This is a genomic window from Streptomyces aurantiaciflavus, assembly GCF_049808595.1.
Lineage (GTDB): Bacteria > Actinomycetota > Actinomycetes > Streptomycetales > Streptomycetaceae > Streptomyces.
In genome coordinates this window covers 89,777-107,367 of sequence record NZ_JBNCAQ010000027.1, presented here as the reverse complement: position 1 = coordinate 107,367, position 17,591 = coordinate 89,777, and the positions used below count along the sequence as shown (strand labels likewise).

The window sequence follows — 17,591 nt, the reverse complement described above, 5'->3', positions numbered from 1 at the left end:
AGGCCGCCCGGGTCCGCCGGGCCACGGCGGACACCGGCGCACTCAGTCGTCCTCGTCCGCCCCGCAGGAGCTGCCGCTCGGCGGCAGGGAGCCGTACAGCAGGAAGTCGTCGACCTTGCGGTGCACGCACTTCGACGAGCCGTACCCGGTGTGTCCCGTGCTCCGGTTGTCGAGCACCACCGCCGACGGCCCGAGCCGCTCCGCCGTCTCCAGCGTCCAGCGGTACGGCGTCGCCGGGTCGCCACGGGTGCCGACCAGCAGCATCTTCGGCGTGTCGAGGTCCTTCACCTCCTCGCGGATGTAGTCGGTGCCCTTGGGGCGGCCGTAGCACAGCAGGACCTGGATGAGCCGGTACTCGCCGAAGACCGGGGAGGCCCGGTCGTAGGCGGCGCGCAGCCGCTTCAGGTCGGCCGTGATCTGCTCGGCGCCGGGCCGGTCGGGGTCGTCCGCGCAGTTGATCGCCATCAGTGCCGCCGGCAGGTTGTCGAGGGGGATGTCCTCCTCGTCCACGAGACCCGCGGTGGGCTCGTCCCCGCCCGGGCCGCGGACCGGCGGCGCCAGGCCTCCGGTCGCGAACGCCACGACACCGTTGGTGTCCCCGTCCTCGACGAGCTGGGCGAGCGCCCGCTCCAGGGCAGGCCACAGCTTCCTGCTGTACAGCCCCTGTCCGATGGCGCCGACCAGGTCCTGCCCGGTGAACGTGTCGCCGAAATCCGTCGGCACGGGGTCCTCGTCCAGCGAACGGACGAGCCGTACGACCCCCTCCCGGGCGCTGCGCGGATCCTGGCCGAACGGACAGGCGATGTCCCGCGCACACCAGTCCACGAAGTCGTCCAGCGCCACCTGCTGCCCCCGGGCGCCCGCGATGCCCTGCTCGGCGAGCGGCTCTGTCAGCGTGTCGACGCCGTCCAGGGCCAGCCGTCCCACCCGGTCGGGGAACTGGGCGGCGTACACAGCGCCGAGCCGCGTGCCGTAGGAGAAGCCCAGGTAGTTCAGCTTCTTGTCGCCCAGCGCCTCGCGCATCACATCCATGTCGCGCGCCGCGTCGACCGTGCCTATGTGCGGCAGGACGGGCCCGGAGTGCTCGGCGCACGCGGCGGCCGCCTTCTTCAGCTTGTCCAGCAGGGCCCGTGGGTCCCCGAGGTCGGCCGGGTCGTCGCCGAGGGCGGCGAAGCCGTCCTCGTTGTCCCCGCAGCTGACCGGCGAGGACCGGCCGACGCCCCGCGGGTCGAAGGTGACCACGTCATAGCCGTCGGTCAGCTCCATGAAGTCCTTGCCGCCGTAGGCGAGCTCGGGGACGCCCGGGCCGCCGGGACCGCCGAAGTTCAGCAGCACCGAGCCGCGTTTGTCACCCGTGGCCCGGTAGCGGGCGAGCGCCAGGTCGAGGGTGCCGGCCGTGGGACGGGCGTAGTCGACGGGGACGGTCACCTTGCCGCACTCCAGGTCGGCGGGGAACCCGTCGACCTCGCACTTCTTCCATGAGATCTTCTGCTCGTAGAACCGGGCCAGGCCGGGGTCACGGTCACCGTCCGTGTCCGCGGTGGCCGTCGGCAGTCCCGCGCCCAGCAGGGTCAGCGCGGCGGCCGCGGCGAGCGCGCAGCGCCTCGACGCGGGCCGCCTCGACAGCTTGGCCAGCATCAGTGCCTCCAGAGGCGCCCTGAGCGGACCGGGATCCGGCGCCCCCGCCCACGATAGGCGGGCCGCGCGGGGCCCGCCTCCGGGCGGCCGGGGCGACGGCCGGAGCTCCCGCTGGGCGCCCGCCCCGGAAGCGATGGATCGTTTCGCCAGCTGTTCGACCAGAGAGGCGCCCAATCGGGTGAAAGGCCGAATAGGCATAACTCGGACGGTTCGTCCGCGTTCTATGGGGTGCGGGCGAGCGCCCGCGACCATGTCTGGAAGGCAGGGACCCATGAGACGGGTTACCCGAAACGGTGTGATCGCCGTCGCCGCCGCCTCGGGCGCGATGGCCGTGACGATGCCGGCGTTCGCCGACTCCGCGGTGAGCGCCTCTGCGGCCGGCCCGCCCGGGATGATCTCCGGCAACGGCGCCCAGTCGCCGGTTCATCTCCCGGTGGAAGTGTGCGGGAACACCGTGAACGCGATGGGTGCGCTGGGCCCCGCCGCGGGCGCCGCCTGCGGCGAATACGGCTGGAACCCCGAGAGCGAGGTGTCCGGCGGTGACGCGGACGCGTCCAGCATCACGGGGTACTCGCCGGGAGACATCACCGGCAACCTCGTCGAGGCGCCGGTCGACGCCCCTGTGAACGTCGCCGGCAACAGCGTCAACATCGTCGGCATCCCGGACCCGGAGTACGACAACGGTTACGAGGACATGCCCGAGGAGGAGCCCCCGCCCCCGGCCGAGCCCCGGCCCGAGCCGCCGAGGGAGGACCCGCCCGCCGCGTCCCACCCGGACCCGGACCCGAAGCCTGCGGCCCCGTCGCCCCAGGTGCCCGCACCGCAGGCGCCGGCGCCCCACACCCGGGCGCCTCAGGCCCCGGTCCCGGCGCCCCAGGCCCACTCCACCCTGGCCCGCACCGGAGCGGACGCCACCGTGCCGGGTCTCGCGGGCAGCGCGGCGCTGATCCTGGGCGGAGCGGTTCTCTACCGCCGCTTCCGGGCGGTCGCGGGGCGCTGATCCGTCCCTTCGGCAGGGGGCGTCCTTCGGCCCGCGCCGCAGGCGACTCGACGTGCCCGCCCCCGGGCGCGGTGGAACCGCCGATGGAGCCCCCGCAGCCCGTCCGCCGGTTCGGGGACCCGCCCCTCCGTCGGTCACCCCGGGCGCGATCTCCTGGACGGGCGACGTGTGCACCGGTGCAGCCGGTACGCCCGACTCGCCCGGCCACTGAGGAGTCGGGCGGCGTAGGGGCGACGTACATGAGGCGGCCCGCGCCCCTGGGCATGGGCGGGCGCCCACCTCGGGCAGTGCTCGCCGGACGCGCACACCGTGGCCGCGGCCCGCTCCGCGGGCGGGAGTCGGTCCGTCGGTCGGCGGATCGACTCCCGCCCGGGACGGCGGGGGTGTGGTCGCCCGACGTCACCCGGCCGCGGTCCTCGTCGGCCCCGTGCCGTCCCCCGGACGACAGGGAGGGGCGCCGGGGGAGGGCGACCGCCTCAGGACGAGGCGATCAGCGGGCGGTCCGAGGCAGCGCCTGGTCCGTAATTCCGTTGAGACGCGCCCGCCGGGATGTTGGAGTGGGCGCATGGATCACGCCACGGTACTCGCCCTGTACGACCGGGACATGCGCGAGGGCGCACGCCCCGACGGCCCCGACGCCCGCGTCGAACGCACCGGGAGCGTGGTCCGGCAGGTCGCCTCCGCGCAAGGCTGGAACGGCATCGTCTGGTCCTCGCTCGACGCGGGGGACGCCGACACGGAGATCGCCGAGCAGGTCGCGTACTTCACCGGGCTGGGCCGGGAGTTCGAGTGGAAACTGTACGGGCACGACCGTCCGGCCGATCTCGGCAAGCGGCTCCTGGCGGCCGGGTTCACGCCCGAGCCGGAGGAGACGCTGATGATCGGCGAGACCCGTGAGCTGCTGTTCGACGTCGACCTCCCCGGCGGTGTGCGTATCGTCCCCGTCACCGACCGGGCCGGCGTCGACCTGGTGGCCGACGTGCACGAGAAGGCCTTCGGCGCCGACGCCGCCCGGCTGCGTCACCACATGCTCGCCCGCCTCACCGCCGACCCGGACACGGTCGTCGCCGTCGTCGCGCTCGCCGGGGACAAACCGGTGAGCTCGGCGCGGATGGAGCTGGTGCCCGGGACACGGTTCGCCGGGCTGTGGGGCGGCGGCACCGTCGAGGGCTGGCGCGGCCGCGGCATCTACCGCGCCCTGGTCGCCCACCGCGCCCGTGCCGCCGCCGACCGCGGCTACCGCTACCTCCAGGTCGACGCCTCCGACCAGAGCCGCCCCATCCTGGAACGGCTCGGCTTCGCGGCCCTGAGCACGACGACGCCGTACGTGTACGTGCCGTAAGGGCCGCTGCCCGGTTACGTCAGCGTCGCGCCTTGGCCCGGTCCAGGGCGGCCACACCGAGTGCGGCCAGGCCGATCTGGATCAGCCACTCGACCCAGTCCACGCCCTTGGTGTCGGCCACGCCGATCCCCGCGGCGAGCGCCGAACCGATCAGTGCGGCCACGATGCCTACGGCGATCGTCCACAGGACGCCGATGCGCTGGCGCCCGGGGACGACGAGCCGGCCGAGCACACCGATGACGATGCCGATGAAAATGGCACTGATGATGCCGTCGATCTCCATCTTCCGCCCCTCTTCGCCGGGACCCCCGATGCTCTGCATCTGCCCGCCGGACGCCGGGACAGTCCGTTCCGGTTGATGCCGTGCCGTCAGCCCGGACCGGGCGGGACGGGTGCGTTCCGAGAGGTGATCCATCCGGTGGCGGCCAGCACCTCAGCGGCGATGTCGGGCACCGTACGCCCGTCGGTCGCGACGCGTACCGCGTCCATGGGCGCCCGCTCGTCGAGCATCCGCGCCTTGCGGACGCCGTTGGCCAGCTCGCTGTCGAACTCCGACCCCAACTCCCGCCCGGTGAGCCGCCGTTCCGCCGTCGCGTCGGTGGCCGTGAGCAACACCCGCACGAGACGTACGTCGTTGCCGAGAGCGCGGCGGAAGGAGTCACCCAACTCGTCGAGCACGCAGACGGTGTTGGTGTAGACAAGACGCCGGTAGCCGAGGTCGGCGTAGTTGCCCCACACGGCCGTGAGGTTGCGCTCCGCGACCGTGGCCCGGCTGGGGTCGCCCTGCGGCGCGGGGTGGACCTGCCCCATGAAGTCGCCGTCGATGACGGCGTGCGGCACGGCGGCCGCCCGCAGCACGGCCGAGACCTCCCAGCCCACCGTGGTCTTGCCGACGCCGGCGCGCCCGCCGATGAGCAGGGCCTCGGAGTGAGTCATGCGGTCAGGCTGGCAGACGACGGCTGCGCCGAGCCAGCGCTTTTCGTCGGCGCTGACCCTGCCGACGGCCGGGCGGATCAGGGCAGGTGACGGCGCGGCACGAGGACGAGTTCGCCCACGGCGGGGGAGTGGGCGGCGGTCCGCGGCGGGGGAGCGGGCGGTCGTCCGCGGCGACGCCGACGGCCGAGGCGCGACGCGGCCCGGCCGGTCCGCTGTGGTGCGGGCCGGCCGGGCCGTCTTCCCGATCTTGAAAGGGTCAGGACTTCGGGACGCTCCTCGCGGCCGTACCGGCGCACATCAGCCCCAGGATCAAGGCCAGGGCGCCGATGACGATGTTGTTCACGACGACACCGGCGTCCGGGTTGTCACCGACGACCCACGGGGCGATGATCATCCAGATGCCCAGCGCGCACATGGCCCAGCTGAGGCCGTACATGCGCGCCGGAGCCGCCGTGAACCCGAGTGCCAGCAGGCCGATCGCTGTACCGACGATCAGGTTGTGGGTCACGAGCGCGGGCTGGCTGGCGGTGTAGTGGAGGATCCACGGGGATACGGCGCAGTACAGACCGAGGAGGAACACCGGTCCGTCGACGAGCGCCACATCACGACCCCCGAGCATGCGGGCGTACCGTGCCCCCATCTCGGAAACATCGGGGTGAGTCGACATGTCGCCTCTGGTGGGCGAGACGTTGGCCATGACTCGTCTCCTTTGACTTGCTGGCCGACCGCGTCTGGTGCGGTGTGCGGTAAGCGCCGCGCAGGTTCATTCTGCGCTTATTTGGCCTTTATGTGTAGAGGTCAGAGGGGATGGCGGGATACCTGCGAGTACGGAGCGCCGGGTGGACGGCCCCCGGGTCAGCCGAGCTTCTTCAGCAGTTCGGCGGCGAGCGGCGCGGATGAGGCCGGGTTCTGGCCGGTGACCAGGTTGCGGTCCGCGACCACGTGCGGAGCCCAGGGTTCGCCGACCCGGACGTCGACCCCCGCCTCGGTCAGCCGGTCCTGCAGCAGCCACCTGGCCTTCTCGCCGAGACCGGCCTGGAGCTCCTCGGCGTTGGTGAAGGCGGCGACCCGGTAGCCCGCGAAGGCGTTGGAGCCGTCCTCCCGCACCGCGGCGAGCAGGGCGGCGGGGCCGTGGCAGACGACACCGAGCGGCTTGCCGGAGCCGAGCGCCTCGGTCAGGAGCCGGCCGGAGGCGGCGTCGACGGCCAGGTCCTCCATCGGGCCGTGTCCGCCCGGGTAGAAGACGGCCGCGTAGTCGCCGAGGTCCACGTCCTCCAGGCGGATCGGGCGCTCCAGCTCCGTCATCGCCGCGAGCCCGGCGGCGACCCGGTCAGCGCCCTCCTGCCCGCCGTTGGCCTCGGGGGCGAGGCTGCCCTTGTCCACCGGCGGGACGACACCGCCCGGTGTCGCGACGACGATCTCGTGACCGGCCGCCCGGAAGGCCTCGTACGGGGCGACGGCCTCCTCGGCCCAGAAGCCGGTGGCGTGGCGGGTGCCGTCCTTGAGCGTCCAGTGGTCGGCGCCGGTCATCACAAAGAGGATCTTGGCCATGGTGTGGGTCTCCTGAGGTGTCGTGCCCGACGTTCCGCATGCCGGGCGTCGGCGTGTCGGTGTTGCTCCCTCGAACTTAGGGTGCCCAGCCATAGGTATCCAATGGGGAATCCAATGCCGGGCATTGGAATGTTGATGGGACGCCGGGAATACTGATGCCGGTGGAGCACACCCATCACCTGGACCTGAACCTGCTGAGGACGTTCCTCGCGGTGTACCGCTCGGGCTCCTTCACCGGCGCGGCGCAACTGCTCGGGCTGTCGCAGCCGACGGTGACGACGCAGATGCGCACGCTGGAGCGGCAGGCCGGACGGGAGCTGTTCGAGCGCCTCCCGCGCGGCGTCGCCCCCACCCCCGTCGCCGACGAACTGGCCGCCCGCATCGCCGCACCCCTCGACGAGCTCGCCACGGTGGCCGGCCCGGACCCGGCGGCGTCCGGCCGCGCCGACCCCGTACACCTCGCCGGGCCCGCCGAGCTGCTCTGCACCCGCGTGCTGCCCGCCCTGGCGCCCCTGGTGGCCGAGGGCGTCCGGCTCCGGGTGGCCACCGGCCTGACCGAACCTCTGCTCGAGGAGCTGCGCGCCGGACGGCACGACCTGGTCATCGCCACGACCCGCCCGCGCGGCCGCGCCCTGACCTCGACGCCCCTGACGGACGAGGAGTTCGTCCTGGTCGCCGCCCCGGTGTGGGCCGAACGGCTCGGCGACCGGGCGGCCGCCGACCTGCCCGCGATGCTCCACTCCGTGCCGCTGATCACGTACGCGGAGGACCTGCCGATCGCCCGTCGCTACTGGCGGCACGTCTTCGGGCGGCGGCTGTCGACTCCCGCCGCGGTGACCGTGCCCGACCTGCGCGGTGTCCTTGCGGCGGTGGTCGCGGGCGCGGGCTTCACCGTGCTGCCCCGCTACCTCTGCCTCGGCGAACTCGCCTCGGGAGCCCTCGTCCCCCTCCATGAACCGGACGACCCGCCCCTCAACACGGGCTTCCTCGTCCAACGCCCCGGCGTCGTCACCCATCCGGACGTCACCCGGGTCCGCGACCTCCTGCTGAGCGCGGGCCGCACCTGGTGAGAGACGTCCTCCGGCCGTGGGGAGACCTTCTTCGGCTATGCGCCTATCTGAATAGTCAACAAAGCGAGTAGGGTGACGGCAGCCGATGGAGGAGGGGGCTGTTCATGCCCGGCACGGAGACCCGCTACGAGCGCTACGTGGCCCTCGGCGACAGCCAGACCGAGGGGCTCGGGGACGGCGACGACGCCATCGGCCTGCGCGGCTGGGCCGATCGCCTCGCCGAGCACCTCGCCCGCCACGACTCCGGCCTGCGGTACGCCAACCTGGCCGTCCGCGGGCGGCTGGCCGGGCAGGTGCGCGCCGAGCAACTGGCGCCCGCGCTCGCGCTCCGTCCCGACCTGGCCACCGTGGTCGCCGGGGTCAACGACCTGCTGCGTCCCCGCTTCGACGCGGACGAGGTCGCCGGCCACCTGGAGGCCGCGTTCGCCGCGCTCAGCGCGCAGGGCGCCCGCGTCGCCACCCTGACCTTTCCGGACGTCGGCCGCCTCACCCCCCTCGCCCGGCCCCTCGCCCCCCGCGTCGTCGCCCTGAACGCCCGCATCCGTGCGGCGGCCGACCGGCACGGCGTCGTCGTCGCCGAGACCGCCGGGCACGCCGTGGTCACCGACCCGCGCCTGTGGAGCCCCGACCGGCTGCACGCCTCGCCGCTCGGCCACGCACGCATCGCCGCCGCCGTCGCGCACGCCCTCGACCTGCCCGGCAGCGACGACTCCTGGACCCGTCCGCTGCCCGCCCCGGACCACCCCACCGCGACCGGATGGCGTGCCGGCCTCGGCGAACTCCGCTGGGCCGCCGCCTTCCTGGGACCCTGGCTCGGCAGACGCCTGCGCGGACGCTCCTCGGGGGACGGCCGGACGGCGAAACGGCCGACGCTGCAGCCCGTGTACGACGGGGGCGATCAGACGCGCCCGCGCGCCCGCCGGAACCGGGCGAGCCCCTCCGACAGGTCGACGACCGGCTCCGGATAGTCGATCGCCGCCCGGCCCCTGCCCTCCCACTTCCACGGCTCGTGCACCAACGGGCCCTCGATCCCGGCCAGTTCGGGCACCCAGCGCCGCACATACGCGCCGTCCGGGTCGTACCGCTTCGCCTGGGCGACCGGGTTGAGGACCCGGTTCGGCCGGGTGTCGGTGCCCGTTCCCGCCACCCACTGCCAGTTGAGCTGGTTGTTGGCCACGTCCCCATCGACCAGCAGCTCCAGGAAGTACCGGGCGCCGACCCGCCAGTCGACGTACAGCGTCTTGGCGAGGAAGCTCGCGGTCAGCAGCCGGCCCCGGTTGTGCATCCAGCCCTCGTGGCGCAGTTGCCGCATCGCCGCGTCCACCACCGGGTAGCCCGTACGGCCCTCCCGCCACGCCTCCACCTCCTCCCGTGCCGTGTCCTCCGTACGCCAACGGTCGTGCCGGGTGCGGTAGTCGGCGTCGGCGGCGTCCGGGCGGGCCGCCAGCACCTGGCGGTGGAAGTCGCGCCAGGCGAGCTGCCGTACGAAGGCCTCGGCGCCCGGGCCGCCCGCAGCGCGCGCCCGGTTCACGAGTTCGACGGGGGAGAGCGTGCCGAAGTGCAGGTGCGGCGAGAGCCGGGAGGTCGCGTCGCCGGCCAGATCGTCGTGCCGGTCCGCGTAGCCGGCGATCCCACCGCGCAGCCAGGCGGTCAGCCGTCTGCGGCCCTCCGTCTCGCCGCCCGGCGCCAGCCCCGGCGACACGCCCCGGTGCGAGGGGAGTCCGGCCGAGGCGACGCCGCCCGGGACCCGCACACTGCGGGGTGCGCCGAGGGCGTCCCGCAGCCGCCGGCGCGACCAGTGGCGGAAGTACGGCGTGAAGACGGCGAAGTGGTCCGAGGCGGCCGGGCGCACCGTGCCCGGCGCGACGGCGGCGGTCACCGCCTCGTGGACGTGCAGGCGCACGCCCTGTGCCGCCAGGGCCCGCAGCAGCCCTTCCGCACGGCGCTGCGCGTATCCGCTCACGTCGGCCGCCAGGTGCACCTCGCCGGCATCCGCCTCGCGGGCCACCCGGCCCACCTCCTCGACCACGTCACCCGAGCGCACGACGAGCCGCCCGCCCCGCTCACGCAGCCCGGCGTCGAGGTCCCGCAGACAGTCCGCGAGGAACGCCAGCCGGTTGGGGACGGCGAACCCGGCGCTCTCCACCGCCCGGTCACGCACGAACAGCGGGACCACCTCGTGAGCGCTGTCGAGTGCCGCCCGCAGCGGCGGATGGTCGTGCAGACGCAGGTCCGACGTGAACAGGACGACCGAGACGCTCATGACGCCCACTCCCGGTGACGTGATCGGCGGCGACCACCGAGTGGGACCGCTCGGGTGGACGTGAACATGCTCGCGCGGATCCCGGGAAAACGCACAGCGAAGGAAGGAACTGTCCGTCTCGAACAGGAGGTGTCTGCGGCTATGGGCGCGAAGGTGTTGGAGCGCTTTCCTGCGGGAGCTCCGCGCGGATCGTGGCCGGCGGAGGAGTACGCGGCGCGGCGGCGGGCCGAGGGCCAGCCCGCGACCGTGGTCATGGATCTGAAGTCCGACGCGTTCCTCGTAGTGGTGCCGACGGGCGACGACGAGTGACACACCGGGGCCGACGGTCCCCGCTCAGCGGCCGACCCCGCCCGGCGCCCGCACCGTCCGTACGGACACCTCGTGCGGATCCCGCGCGGCCCGCGGGACGGAGCGCGCCCGGCGCCGACGCGGCATCAGAAGCACCGCGTCGTCGCCCCGCTGATCAACCGGCAGGCGAGCGCGCCGCGCCGCTCCAAGGAGTTCCCCTACCACGCCGATGTCCGGCAGAACCGTCGCCCCGGGTCCCTCCACGACCAGTCACCGCCGCGCTGCATTCCGGCCGTTCCGCTCTCGGCGCGCCGGAAAAATGCGGCCGCATTCCCCGCCGGTTCAAGCGTTTACCTGCCACACCTACGTGAAATCCAATGGTCCGCGATACGAGACCGGTCGGTTTTTCCTTGACTGTCCCGACCGGCGGCTGCCACGATCGACGGCATGAACACGCGACTGGATCTCACGCGGCGACGCCACGTCGACCTCGCGCGCGTCTCCAGCGCCTCCTGTTGCGCCGCGGCCTGATCCCTTCCCGATCCGCCGCACTCTCTCTCCCGCACCTCAACCGCTCCCGTGCCCGGGCGGTCGTGCGCTCTGTTTCCCTCTCACACGCCTGAATGCGCCGCGCATTAACACGCCCTGAATTCGGCATGCCCGAAAGAAATTCCGCACCCGGAGTTCCGCATGCCGGCAGCGCCCGTGGAATTCGCCCCTCACCACACCGCGTCCCCCTTCCGAAACAAAGAGGACCCATGGCCACCGTCCTGTCCGTATCCGGCAGCCCCTCCGCCTCCTCCCGCACCGGCCGGCTGCTGCGCCACCTCGACCAGCGGCTGATCGCCCAGGGCCACGAGGTGATCCCGCTCGACGTGCGCACCGTCCCGGCCGAGGCCCTGCTCGGCGCGGACTTCCGCCACCCCGCGATCGTCGAGGCCACCGAACTGTTCGCGCGCGCCGACGGTGTCGTCGTGGGCACCCCCGTCTACAAGGCGTCGTACTCCGGTGTCCTGAAGGCGCTCCTCGACCTGCTGCCGCAGTACGCGCTCACCGGGAAGACCGTGCTGCCGCTCGCCACCGGCGGTTCCGTCGCCCACGTCCTCGCCATCGACTACGCGCTGCGGCCGGTCCTCACCTCCATGGGGGCGGCCCACATCGTGCAGGGCTGGTTCACCCTCGACCAGGACATCACCTCCCACGAGGACGGCTCGATCACGGTCGCCCCGGCCGCCACCGAGGCCCTCGCCCAGGTCCTCGACCAGTTCTCCACGGCCCTGGGGCGTACGCCGTACCTGGCCGCGGCGAGCTGAGGCGGCGGTGACCGCGCAGTGGAGCGCCGACGACATCCGGCCTCCTCGCCCCGGCCCGCCGCAGCCGAACACCCCGCCGACAGACGGACATTCCTGATCGGAGACCGCACGTGTCCCTCGTCTTCCACTGGTTCCTGCCCACCAACGGCGACAGCCGCCATGTCGTCGGCGGCGGCCACGGCACCCCCGCCACCGCCTCGGGACGGGACCGGCCCCCCACGGTGGCGTACCTGAGCCAGATCGCCCGCGCCGCTGAGGATCTCGGCTTCGTGGGCGCGCTCACCCCGACCGGCGCCTGGTGCGAGGACGCGTGGCTGACGACCGCGATGGTCAGCCAGAACACCGAGCGCCTGAAGTTCCTGGTCGCCTTCCGCCCCGGCTTCGTCTCGCCGACGCTCGCCGCGCAGATGGCCGCCACCTTCCAGCGGCAGACCGGGGGACGGCTCCTGCTGAACGTCGTCACCGGCGGCGAGAGCCACGAGCAGCGGGCGTACGGCGACTTCCTCGACAAGGACGACCGGTACCGCCGGACCGGTGAATTCCTGGAGATCGTGCGGGGACTGTGGGAGGGCAGGACCGTCGACCTCGCCGGCGAGCACCTCCGGGTCGAGGACGCGCAGCTGGCGCGGGTGCCGGACCCCGTCCCCGAGGTCTACTTCGGGGGGTCCTCGCCGATTGCCGGCGAGGTCGCCGCCCGGCACGTCGACGTCTACCTCACCTGGGGCGAGCCGCCCGCCCAGGTCGCCGAGAAGATCGACTGGATCAGAGGGCTCGCCGCGAAGAAGGGGCGGACACTGCGGTTCGGCATCCGGCTGCACGTCATCGCCCGGGACACCTCCGCAGCAGCGTGGGCGGAGGCGAACCGGCTGCTGGACGGCTTCGACCCGCAGACCGTCAGGTTCGTGCAGGCCGGTCTGTCGCGCAGTGAGTCCGAGGGACAGCAGCGGATGCTCGCCCTGCACGGGGGAAGCCGGGACGCGCTGGAGATACATCCCAACCTCTGGGCCGGAATCGGGCTCGTGCGCGGAGGCGCGGGAACGGCGCTGGTGGGCAGCCATGAGGAGGTGGCCGAACGGATCAAGGAGTACGCGGCGCTGGGCATAGAGGAGTTCGTGCTGTCCGGATACCCCCATCTGGAGGAGGCGTACTGGTTCGGAGAGGGAGTGCTGCCGCGGCTGGCCGAAGCAGGGCTGTGGAAGCATCCGGCGGGGGACCGGCCGACGTCCGTGCGGGTGCCGTTCGCGAGCTGAGAAGGTGGGCTCACGTCCACCCGGCCAGCGCTGTGAGATGCGCCGTGCGTGACTCCTGCGTCTGGCCCTGGACCAGGAGGAAAAGGGCCTCTCTCGCCAGGCGTTGGGCCGTGCTCGTCAGCAGCATCGAGCGGCCGCCGCCCGCCACCACCGCCGCCGTGGTCGCCGCCCGGAGGAGTTCGTACGCCTGTGTCCTGAGGGCCAGTCTCTGTTCCAGGTGCTCGTGCGGCTTCGGGTGGTCGGCCAGGGCATAGGCCGCGCGCCGGACCTCGGTCAGTCGGGTGCGCAGGGGTGCCGCCGTCTCGTCGTCCAGCAGGGCCAGCGCCGCCGCCGCGACACCGAACACCGCCGGACCGGCGGCCACCGTCTTCGGGCGGTCCGTCGCCGCCCACCGCTCGTACGGTGTCCGCAGGGCCACCGCCTCCTCGGGGAGCCACAGGCCGTCCAGCTCCAGGGTGACCGTGCGGGCCGCGGTCAGGGCCGCCAGGCGCATCGGCTCCGACGCGCGCAGGCCCGGCTGCTCCCGGGCCTCGGTGAAGGCGAAGAGGGCCTCGTCCGTGTCGGTCACCCCGGCGAGGAGCATGACGTCGTTCAGGCCCCACCCCGTGTACCAGGGGACCGTTCCGTGAAAGCGCCAGCCGCCCCGTTCCGGGGTGACCCGGACGGGGGTGCGGGGGTGTGCCCGCAAGTGGGCGTAGGCCACCCCGGAGAGCAGCTCACCCCGTGCCAGCGGGCCCAGCAGACGGTCGCGTGCGGCGCTCTCGTTCTTCGCCAGCGTCAGCACCGGCGTGTGGTGCTGGGTCTGCACGAACCAGGTCGAGCAGCAGGCCCCGGCCAGGATCTCCGCCGTCTCGCGCACCACCGAGGCAGGGGCCGCCGACCCGCCGTACTCCTTCGGCGCGTTCAGCCCCAGCAGCCCCGAGCGTCTGATCTCGGTGAGATGGCTCGCGGGGACCTCTCCCTGGTCGACCTGTTCGGCATGGGGAGCGAGAAGGTCGTCCGCCAGGAGGCGGGCGCGGGCGACGAGCGGATGGTCCGGTGCGGTCATGCGCATGATTCTCACGGATCGGCACCCCGGCGGACGCGACCCCACACGCCGAGGAAGCCTCGACAGGTCACACGCTCAGCGCCTCCCGGACTGACCACTCAGCGCCTCCCGGACCGACCACTCGGCCCCCCCGGGACCGACCACTCAGCGCCTCCCGCACCGACCGCTTCGCTCGCCGAGCCGCCGGACGAGTCGTCGCGGGGGCCCCAACTCCGACTGACGCACCATCAGGCCGACTGCGGACACGGACCGTTGACTGGTCTACACCCTTGACTGGTACAGACCAAAGCGGTTGAGTGTGCTCCACACCCCCCACCACGGCCGCCCTCCACGCCGTGGCCGGTCCCACCGGCTCGCGGCATGTGCGCACAGGGCTCTGCTCCGCCCTGCCCTCGTCGGCGAGCGGCCGTGCTCCGCGAAGGAGTTGATCCCGTGTCGAGACGCCGCATCTCCGCTGTCCTGACCGCCCTCGTGCTCGCCGGCGCGGCGCCGGTCCTGCTGCCGGCCACGCACGCGTCCGCCGCCGCGTGCTCGAGCTACCCGAACTGGGTGGCCGGCAAGGCGTACCGCGCCGGTGACATCGTCCGCTACACGGACGGCAAGGCGTACATCGCCGAGCACGACAACCCCGGTTACGACCCGACCATCAGCACCTGGTACTGGGAGCCGTACGCGTGCGACAGCGGCCCCGGGACGCCCGCCGGCGACTTCGTGGTCACCGAGGCCCAGTTCAACCAGATGTTCCCGAACCGGAACGGCTTCTACACCTACCGCGGCCTCACCGCCGCGCTGAGTGCCTACCCCGGCTTCACCACCACTGGCGGTGACACGACCAGGAAGCAGGAGGCGGCCGCCTTCCTCGCCAACGTCAGCCACGAGACCGGCGGACTGGTGCACGTCGTCGAGCAGAACACCGCCAACTACCCGCACTACTGCGACGGGAGCCGGCCCTACGGCTGCCCGGCCGGTCAGGCGGCCTACTACGGACGCGGCCCCATCCAGCTCAGCTGGAACTTCAACTACAAGGCCGCGGGCGACGCGCTCGGCATCGACCTGCTCAACAATCCGTGGCTGGTGCAGAACGACGCCGCCGTGGCCTGGAAGACCGCCCTGTGGTACTGGAACACCCAGTCCGGTCCCGGCACCATGACCCCGCACCACGCCATGGTGAGCGGCGCGGGCTTCGGTCAGACGATCCGCTCCGTCAACGGCTCCCTGGAGTGCGACGGCAAGAACCCCGCGCAGGTGCAGAGCCGCGTCACCAAGTACCAGCAGTTCACGCAGATCCTCGGTGTGGCGCCCGGAGGAAGTCTTTACTGCTGACGCCGCGTCGGTGTGCGAGACTCCGTCGATGACCTCCGAAACGATCTCCGCGGACGCCGCGGGCACCTGGACCGTCGGAGACCTGCCCGTCCACCGCATCGGCTTCGGCGCGATGCGGCTGACGGGCAGCGCCGCCTTCCACTTCGGGACACCGAGCGACCGCGATCGCTCGATCACCGTCCTGCGCAAGGCGATCGACCTCGGCGTGAACCACATCGACACGGCCGCCTTCTACTTCTCCTCCCTCCGCTCCGCCAACGAACTCATCAACAGCGCGCTGTCCCCCTACCCGGACGACCTCCTCATCGCCACCAAGGTCGGCCCGTTCCGCGACTACGCGGGGGAGTGGGGCACCTCGGCCCGGCCGGAGGACCTGCGCGGCCACGTCGAGGAGAACCTGCGCCAGCTCGGCCGCGACCACCTCGACCTCGTCTACCTGCGCCGCATGCGCCAGGACTCGATCGCCGAGCACTTCGGCGCCCTCGCCGACCTCCGCGAGGCCGGCCTGATCCGCCACCTCGGCCTCTCCGACGTCGAGCCCCGCCACCTGGCCGAGGCCCAGGACGTCGCCCCCGTGGTGAGTGTCCAGAACCGCTACGGCCTCGGCGACCGCCCGCCCGCGACCGAGGAACTCCTGCGCCTGTGCGGCGAACAGGGCATCGCCTTCGTGCCGTTCTTCGCCATCGCCGGCGAGGCGGGCGCACACGGCGCGACGACCGCCCACGACGACGAACTCCTCGCCGTGGCCCACGCCCACAACGCGAGCCCCGCCCAGGTCAGACTCGCCTGGACCCTGTCCCAGGGCCCACACGTCCTGGCCATCCCCGGCACCGGCAACCCCGACCACCTCGTGGAGAACGTGGCTGCGGGTGGGCTGCACCTCACGGACGAAGAGGTACGGCGGCTCGACGGAGCGCGGAGGAAGGCGAGCTGAAACGGCGGGCCGGCCTGCCTCCGGTCCGCGATGACCGGCCGCCGCCTTCGGACTCCCGGCGCGTCGCTCAGGACTTGTCCCGGCTGCGGGCTTCCGGTGCGTCGCTCAGGACTTGTCCCGGCTGCGGGCTTCCGCCCTCGAGATGGCCTCGGCCTCGGTCTCGGCCAGCGCGACGGCGAAGCCGAGTGCCTGGGCTATGTGACCGGCGGCAGCCATGACGCGTGCCGTGCCGACGACGGGGGCGATCGCGACGAGAACGTCCTGCACCTGCTCCGTCGTCAGGCTGGCCTTGAGGGCGGGATCGACGTGGGCGAGGTAGGAGATCGCCGGTGCGTCCATGGCCACGAGCGCGGCGATACGGGTGAGGATGAGCGTGCGCTCGTCCAGTCCGCAGCGCTCGAGCGAGTCGACTGTCATGGCGGCGAGCGTGTCGAGAACGGGAGCGTCTGACGTGGTGGGCATGTCCGAACCGCCTCGCTGTGCTGCGTGGAGCCGACACGCCCCACCCGCGGAGCACGGGAGTACCTCACGTGTCGGCGGCTTGCCCTTCAACCGTAGAAGCGTCCTCGGGCTCACGCACATCGGGACATCGGGGTGCGCCGAGGAGTCTTTGATCTGTCTCGAACCCCTATGACCGGCCTATGAGTTGGCGCCGGACCGTCAGACGGCCCACCCCCCTGGGCTGACGGCGGCTTCGGCTGATCAGCACCTCGGGAGCCCTATAAAGTCCCGATCATGAGCATGGTCAAACAAAGTTTCGGTCGCCTGTCCCTGGTGGGGCTGGCGGTGGCGATCCTTGCCGCATCTCTCGTGTGGCTTCAGACCGGGTCGGCCCAGGCGGCGTACGCGGACTGTCCGGAGAACAAGTTCTGCCTGTACACCCAGGCCGGCGGGAACGGCGACATGGTCGCGTTCTCGCCCGGCACCGAGCTCGACTACGCCGCCGATCCCGATCTGCAGGGCAAGACCTTCGTGTCCGTCCGTAATCGCACCGGCCTCTGGGGCTGCCTGTACGACGATCCCAACTACGGCGGTGCCGGGATACAGGCCGTCAAGCCCGAACAGCCCGACGACGCCACGCCCGGGGCGGACTTCTCGACGGTGACCCCGGCCTCGCACAAGTTCGCCAAGTCGAAGTCGGGTTGTCGCACCGGCTTCGAGCGCTGCACGGCCACGCGCGTATGTATCTTCAAGGGCCCCAGCGGGCGCGGGGCCGCCGGCGTGACCGTGCAGACCGACGACCTCGGCAACGGCGTGCTGGGCAACAAGGACTACTCCAGCACCTGGGACAACCTGGTCGTCTCCGTCTCGAACCGATCGGACAAGGTCGCCTGCTTCTACCCCGATCCCGGTTACACCGGGACCTTCGGGAGCGGCGGCTCGGCCTTCCGGGCCTACGTCGTGCTGCCCGGCGAGGAGACCACCCTTCCGAGGCTCTTCCGGTCGTACATCAGCTCACACAAGCTCGCCGACTCGGAATCGAAGTGCTGACCATGGCGAAGACATCGACGACATCGCGCACCGAGCGCACCACGCACACCCTGGTCACCACCGCCGCCACCGGTCGTGCGCGCCGCGTGTGCCGTTTCGCGGCCGTGCCCGTCGCCCTCATGACCCTGGCGCTGACCCAGTCGG

The 17,591-nt window shown here is 72.5% G+C and carries 19 protein-coding genes; 11 read left to right on the top strand and 8 right to left on the bottom strand.

Annotated elements, in window-relative coordinates:
- Positions 1-42 precede the first annotated feature (42 nt).
- The gene (locus tag ACPT94_RS29085) at positions 43-1,638 is read right to left on the bottom strand and encodes an alpha/beta hydrolase (protein WP_360339361.1); all 1,596 of its coding nucleotides are present in this window, start codon (positions 1,636-1,638) and stop codon (positions 43-45) included.
- Positions 1,639-1,909: 271 nt separating this feature from the next.
- On the opposite strand from ACPT94_RS29085, the gene ACPT94_RS29080 reads away from it, so the two are divergent.
- Positions 1,910-2,638 carry a chaplin family protein gene (locus tag ACPT94_RS29080; protein ID WP_360339358.1) on the top strand — a complete coding sequence of 243 codons (729 nt, stop codon included), beginning with the start codon at positions 1,910-1,912 and terminating at the stop codon, positions 2,636-2,638.
- Positions 2,639-3,203: 565 nt separating this feature from the next.
- A complete protein-coding gene (locus ACPT94_RS29075) occupies positions 3,204-3,980 on the top strand; it encodes a GNAT family N-acetyltransferase (protein WP_360339355.1) in 777 nt (258 codons plus the stop codon).
- A 19-nt stretch (positions 3,981-3,999) separates the two neighbouring features.
- On the opposite strand, the gene ACPT94_RS29070 is transcribed toward ACPT94_RS29075, so the two are convergent.
- The 4 genes from ACPT94_RS29070 to ACPT94_RS29055 all read right to left on the bottom strand — a co-directional run bounded on the left by ACPT94_RS29070 (position 4,000) and on the right by ACPT94_RS29055 (position 6,467).
- Entirely contained in the window at positions 4,000-4,263 is a 264-nt protein-coding gene (locus tag ACPT94_RS29070) for a GlsB/YeaQ/YmgE family stress response membrane protein (RefSeq protein ID WP_360339352.1), read from the bottom strand.
- Positions 4,264-4,349: 86 nt separating this feature from the next.
- The gene (locus tag ACPT94_RS29065) at positions 4,350-4,916 is read right to left on the bottom strand and encodes a nucleoside/nucleotide kinase family protein (RefSeq protein ID WP_360339349.1); all 567 of its coding nucleotides are present in this window, start codon (positions 4,914-4,916) and stop codon (positions 4,350-4,352) included.
- A gap of 256 nt (positions 4,917-5,172) precedes the next feature.
- Positions 5,173-5,613 (bottom strand): SPW repeat protein, encoded by a 441-nt coding sequence (locus ACPT94_RS29060; protein WP_360339346.1) that lies wholly within the window; start codon positions 5,611-5,613, stop codon positions 5,173-5,175.
- 158 nt (positions 5,614-5,771) lie between these two features.
- On the bottom strand, positions 5,772-6,467 hold the full coding sequence (locus tag ACPT94_RS29055; RefSeq protein WP_360339343.1) for a type 1 glutamine amidotransferase domain-containing protein: 696 nt from the start codon (positions 6,465-6,467) through the stop codon (positions 5,772-5,774).
- Between the two features lie 155 nt (positions 6,468-6,622).
- Between ACPT94_RS29055 and ACPT94_RS29050 the strand changes: the two genes are divergently transcribed.
- Together ACPT94_RS29050 and ACPT94_RS29045 are read left to right on the top strand one after the other, a co-directional pair.
- The gene (locus ACPT94_RS29050) at positions 6,623-7,537 is read left to right on the top strand and encodes a LysR family transcriptional regulator (protein WP_425247199.1); all 915 of its coding nucleotides are present in this window, start codon (positions 6,623-6,625) and stop codon (positions 7,535-7,537) included.
- Positions 7,538-7,641: 104 nt separating this feature from the next.
- Positions 7,642-8,505: an SGNH/GDSL hydrolase family protein gene (locus ACPT94_RS29045; RefSeq protein ID WP_360339337.1), complete on the top strand. Its 864-nt coding sequence runs from the start codon at positions 7,642-7,644 to the stop codon at positions 8,503-8,505.
- On the opposite strand, the gene ACPT94_RS29040 is transcribed toward ACPT94_RS29045, so the two are convergent.
- Entirely contained in the window at positions 8,436-9,800 is a 1,365-nt protein-coding gene (locus ACPT94_RS29040; protein WP_360339334.1) for a cryptochrome/photolyase family protein, read from the bottom strand. The two genes, ACPT94_RS29045 and ACPT94_RS29040, sit on opposite strands and share 70 nt — an antisense overlap.
- A 141-nt stretch (positions 9,801-9,941) precedes the next feature.
- Between ACPT94_RS29040 and ACPT94_RS29035 the strand changes: the two genes are divergently transcribed.
- The 4 genes from ACPT94_RS29035 to ACPT94_RS29020 all read left to right on the top strand — a co-directional run bounded on the left by ACPT94_RS29035 (position 9,942) and on the right by ACPT94_RS29020 (position 12,651).
- Positions 9,942-10,109 carry a hypothetical protein gene (locus tag ACPT94_RS29035; protein ID WP_489686596.1) on the top strand — a complete coding sequence of 56 codons (168 nt, stop codon included), beginning with the start codon at positions 9,942-9,944 and terminating at the stop codon, positions 10,107-10,109.
- A 426-nt stretch (positions 10,110-10,535) separates the two neighbouring features.
- The gene (locus ACPT94_RS29030) at positions 10,536-10,619 is read left to right on the top strand and encodes a putative leader peptide (protein ID WP_360339492.1); all 84 of its coding nucleotides are present in this window, start codon (positions 10,536-10,538) and stop codon (positions 10,617-10,619) included.
- 227 nt (positions 10,620-10,846) lie between these two features.
- A complete protein-coding gene (gene ssuE, locus ACPT94_RS29025; RefSeq protein WP_360339331.1) occupies positions 10,847-11,401 on the top strand; it encodes an NADPH-dependent FMN reductase in 555 nt (184 codons plus the stop codon).
- Between the two features lie 110 nt (positions 11,402-11,511).
- Positions 11,512-12,651, top strand: a complete 1,140-nt coding sequence (locus tag ACPT94_RS29020) for an LLM class flavin-dependent oxidoreductase (protein WP_425247198.1) — start codon at positions 11,512-11,514, stop codon at positions 12,649-12,651.
- Between the two features lie 10 nt (positions 12,652-12,661).
- On the opposite strand, the gene ACPT94_RS29015 is transcribed toward ACPT94_RS29020, so the two are convergent.
- Positions 12,662-13,699 (bottom strand): acyl-CoA dehydrogenase family protein, encoded by a 1,038-nt coding sequence (locus ACPT94_RS29015; protein ID WP_425247197.1) that lies wholly within the window; start codon positions 13,697-13,699, stop codon positions 12,662-12,664.
- Positions 13,700-14,131: 432 nt separating this feature from the next.
- Between ACPT94_RS29015 and ACPT94_RS29010 the strand changes: the two genes are divergently transcribed.
- Both ACPT94_RS29010 and ACPT94_RS29005 read left to right on the top strand, forming a co-directional pair.
- Positions 14,132-15,022 carry a glycoside hydrolase family 19 protein gene (locus ACPT94_RS29010; RefSeq protein ID WP_360339322.1) on the top strand — a complete coding sequence of 297 codons (891 nt, stop codon included), beginning with the start codon at positions 14,132-14,134 and terminating at the stop codon, positions 15,020-15,022.
- Between the two features lie 28 nt (positions 15,023-15,050).
- The gene (locus tag ACPT94_RS29005; protein ID WP_360339319.1) at positions 15,051-15,956 is read left to right on the top strand and encodes an aldo/keto reductase; all 906 of its coding nucleotides are present in this window, start codon (positions 15,051-15,053) and stop codon (positions 15,954-15,956) included.
- 105 nt (positions 15,957-16,061) lie between these two features.
- On the opposite strand, the gene ACPT94_RS29000 is transcribed toward ACPT94_RS29005, so the two are convergent.
- The gene (locus tag ACPT94_RS29000; protein ID WP_360339316.1) at positions 16,062-16,418 is read right to left on the bottom strand and encodes a carboxymuconolactone decarboxylase family protein; all 357 of its coding nucleotides are present in this window, start codon (positions 16,416-16,418) and stop codon (positions 16,062-16,064) included.
- A 273-nt stretch (positions 16,419-16,691) separates the two neighbouring features.
- Between ACPT94_RS29000 and ACPT94_RS28995 the strand changes: the two genes are divergently transcribed.
- The gene (locus tag ACPT94_RS28995) at positions 16,692-17,447 is read left to right on the top strand and encodes a peptidase inhibitor family I36 protein (protein WP_360339313.1); all 756 of its coding nucleotides are present in this window, start codon (positions 16,692-16,694) and stop codon (positions 17,445-17,447) included.
- Positions 17,448-17,591 lie beyond the last annotated feature (144 nt).

What these genes read in the sequence shown, in the direction of transcription:
- ACPT94_RS29035 (WP_489686596.1), top strand. Translation starts at nt 9,942, where the DNA reads ATGGGCGCGAAGGTGTTGGAGCGCTTTCCTGCGGGAGCTCCGCGCGGA.
- ACPT94_RS28995 (WP_360339313.1), top strand. Translation starts at nt 16,692, where the DNA reads ATGAGCATGGTCAAACAAAGTTTCGGTCGCCTGTCCCTGGTGGGGCTG.
- ACPT94_RS29045 (WP_360339337.1), top strand. Translation starts at nt 7,642, where the DNA reads ATGCCCGGCACGGAGACCCGCTACGAGCGCTACGTGGCCCTCGGCGAC.
- ACPT94_RS29055 (WP_360339343.1), bottom strand. Translation starts at nt 6,467, where the DNA reads ATGGCCAAGATCCTCTTTGTGATGACCGGCGCCGACCACTGGACGCTC.
- ACPT94_RS29040 (WP_360339334.1), bottom strand. Translation starts at nt 9,800, where the DNA reads ATGAGCGTCTCGGTCGTCCTGTTCACGTCGGACCTGCGTCTGCACGAC.
- ACPT94_RS29015 (WP_425247197.1), bottom strand. Translation starts at nt 13,699, where the DNA reads ATGACCGCACCGGACCATCCGCTCGTCGCCCGCGCCCGCCTCCTGGCG.
- ssuE (WP_360339331.1), top strand. Translation starts at nt 10,847, where the DNA reads ATGGCCACCGTCCTGTCCGTATCCGGCAGCCCCTCCGCCTCCTCCCGC.
- ACPT94_RS29060 (WP_360339346.1), bottom strand. Translation starts at nt 5,613, where the DNA reads ATGGCCAACGTCTCGCCCACCAGAGGCGACATGTCGACTCACCCCGAT.
- ACPT94_RS29050 (WP_425247199.1), top strand. Translation starts at nt 6,623, where the DNA reads ATGCCGGTGGAGCACACCCATCACCTGGACCTGAACCTGCTGAGGACG.
- ACPT94_RS29075 (WP_360339355.1), top strand. Translation starts at nt 3,204, where the DNA reads ATGGATCACGCCACGGTACTCGCCCTGTACGACCGGGACATGCGCGAG.
- ACPT94_RS29030 (WP_360339492.1), top strand. Translation starts at nt 10,536, where the DNA reads ATGAACACGCGACTGGATCTCACGCGGCGACGCCACGTCGACCTCGCG.
- ACPT94_RS29000 (WP_360339316.1), bottom strand. Translation starts at nt 16,418, where the DNA reads ATGCCCACCACGTCAGACGCTCCCGTTCTCGACACGCTCGCCGCCATG.
- ACPT94_RS29085 (WP_360339361.1), bottom strand. Translation starts at nt 1,638, where the DNA reads ATGCTGGCCAAGCTGTCGAGGCGGCCCGCGTCGAGGCGCTGCGCGCTC.
- ACPT94_RS29080 (WP_360339358.1), top strand. Translation starts at nt 1,910, where the DNA reads ATGAGACGGGTTACCCGAAACGGTGTGATCGCCGTCGCCGCCGCCTCG.
- ACPT94_RS29070 (WP_360339352.1), bottom strand. Translation starts at nt 4,263, where the DNA reads ATGGAGATCGACGGCATCATCAGTGCCATTTTCATCGGCATCGTCATC.
- ACPT94_RS29065 (WP_360339349.1), bottom strand. Translation starts at nt 4,916, where the DNA reads ATGACTCACTCCGAGGCCCTGCTCATCGGCGGGCGCGCCGGCGTCGGC.
- ACPT94_RS29005 (WP_360339319.1), top strand. Translation starts at nt 15,051, where the DNA reads ATGACCTCCGAAACGATCTCCGCGGACGCCGCGGGCACCTGGACCGTC.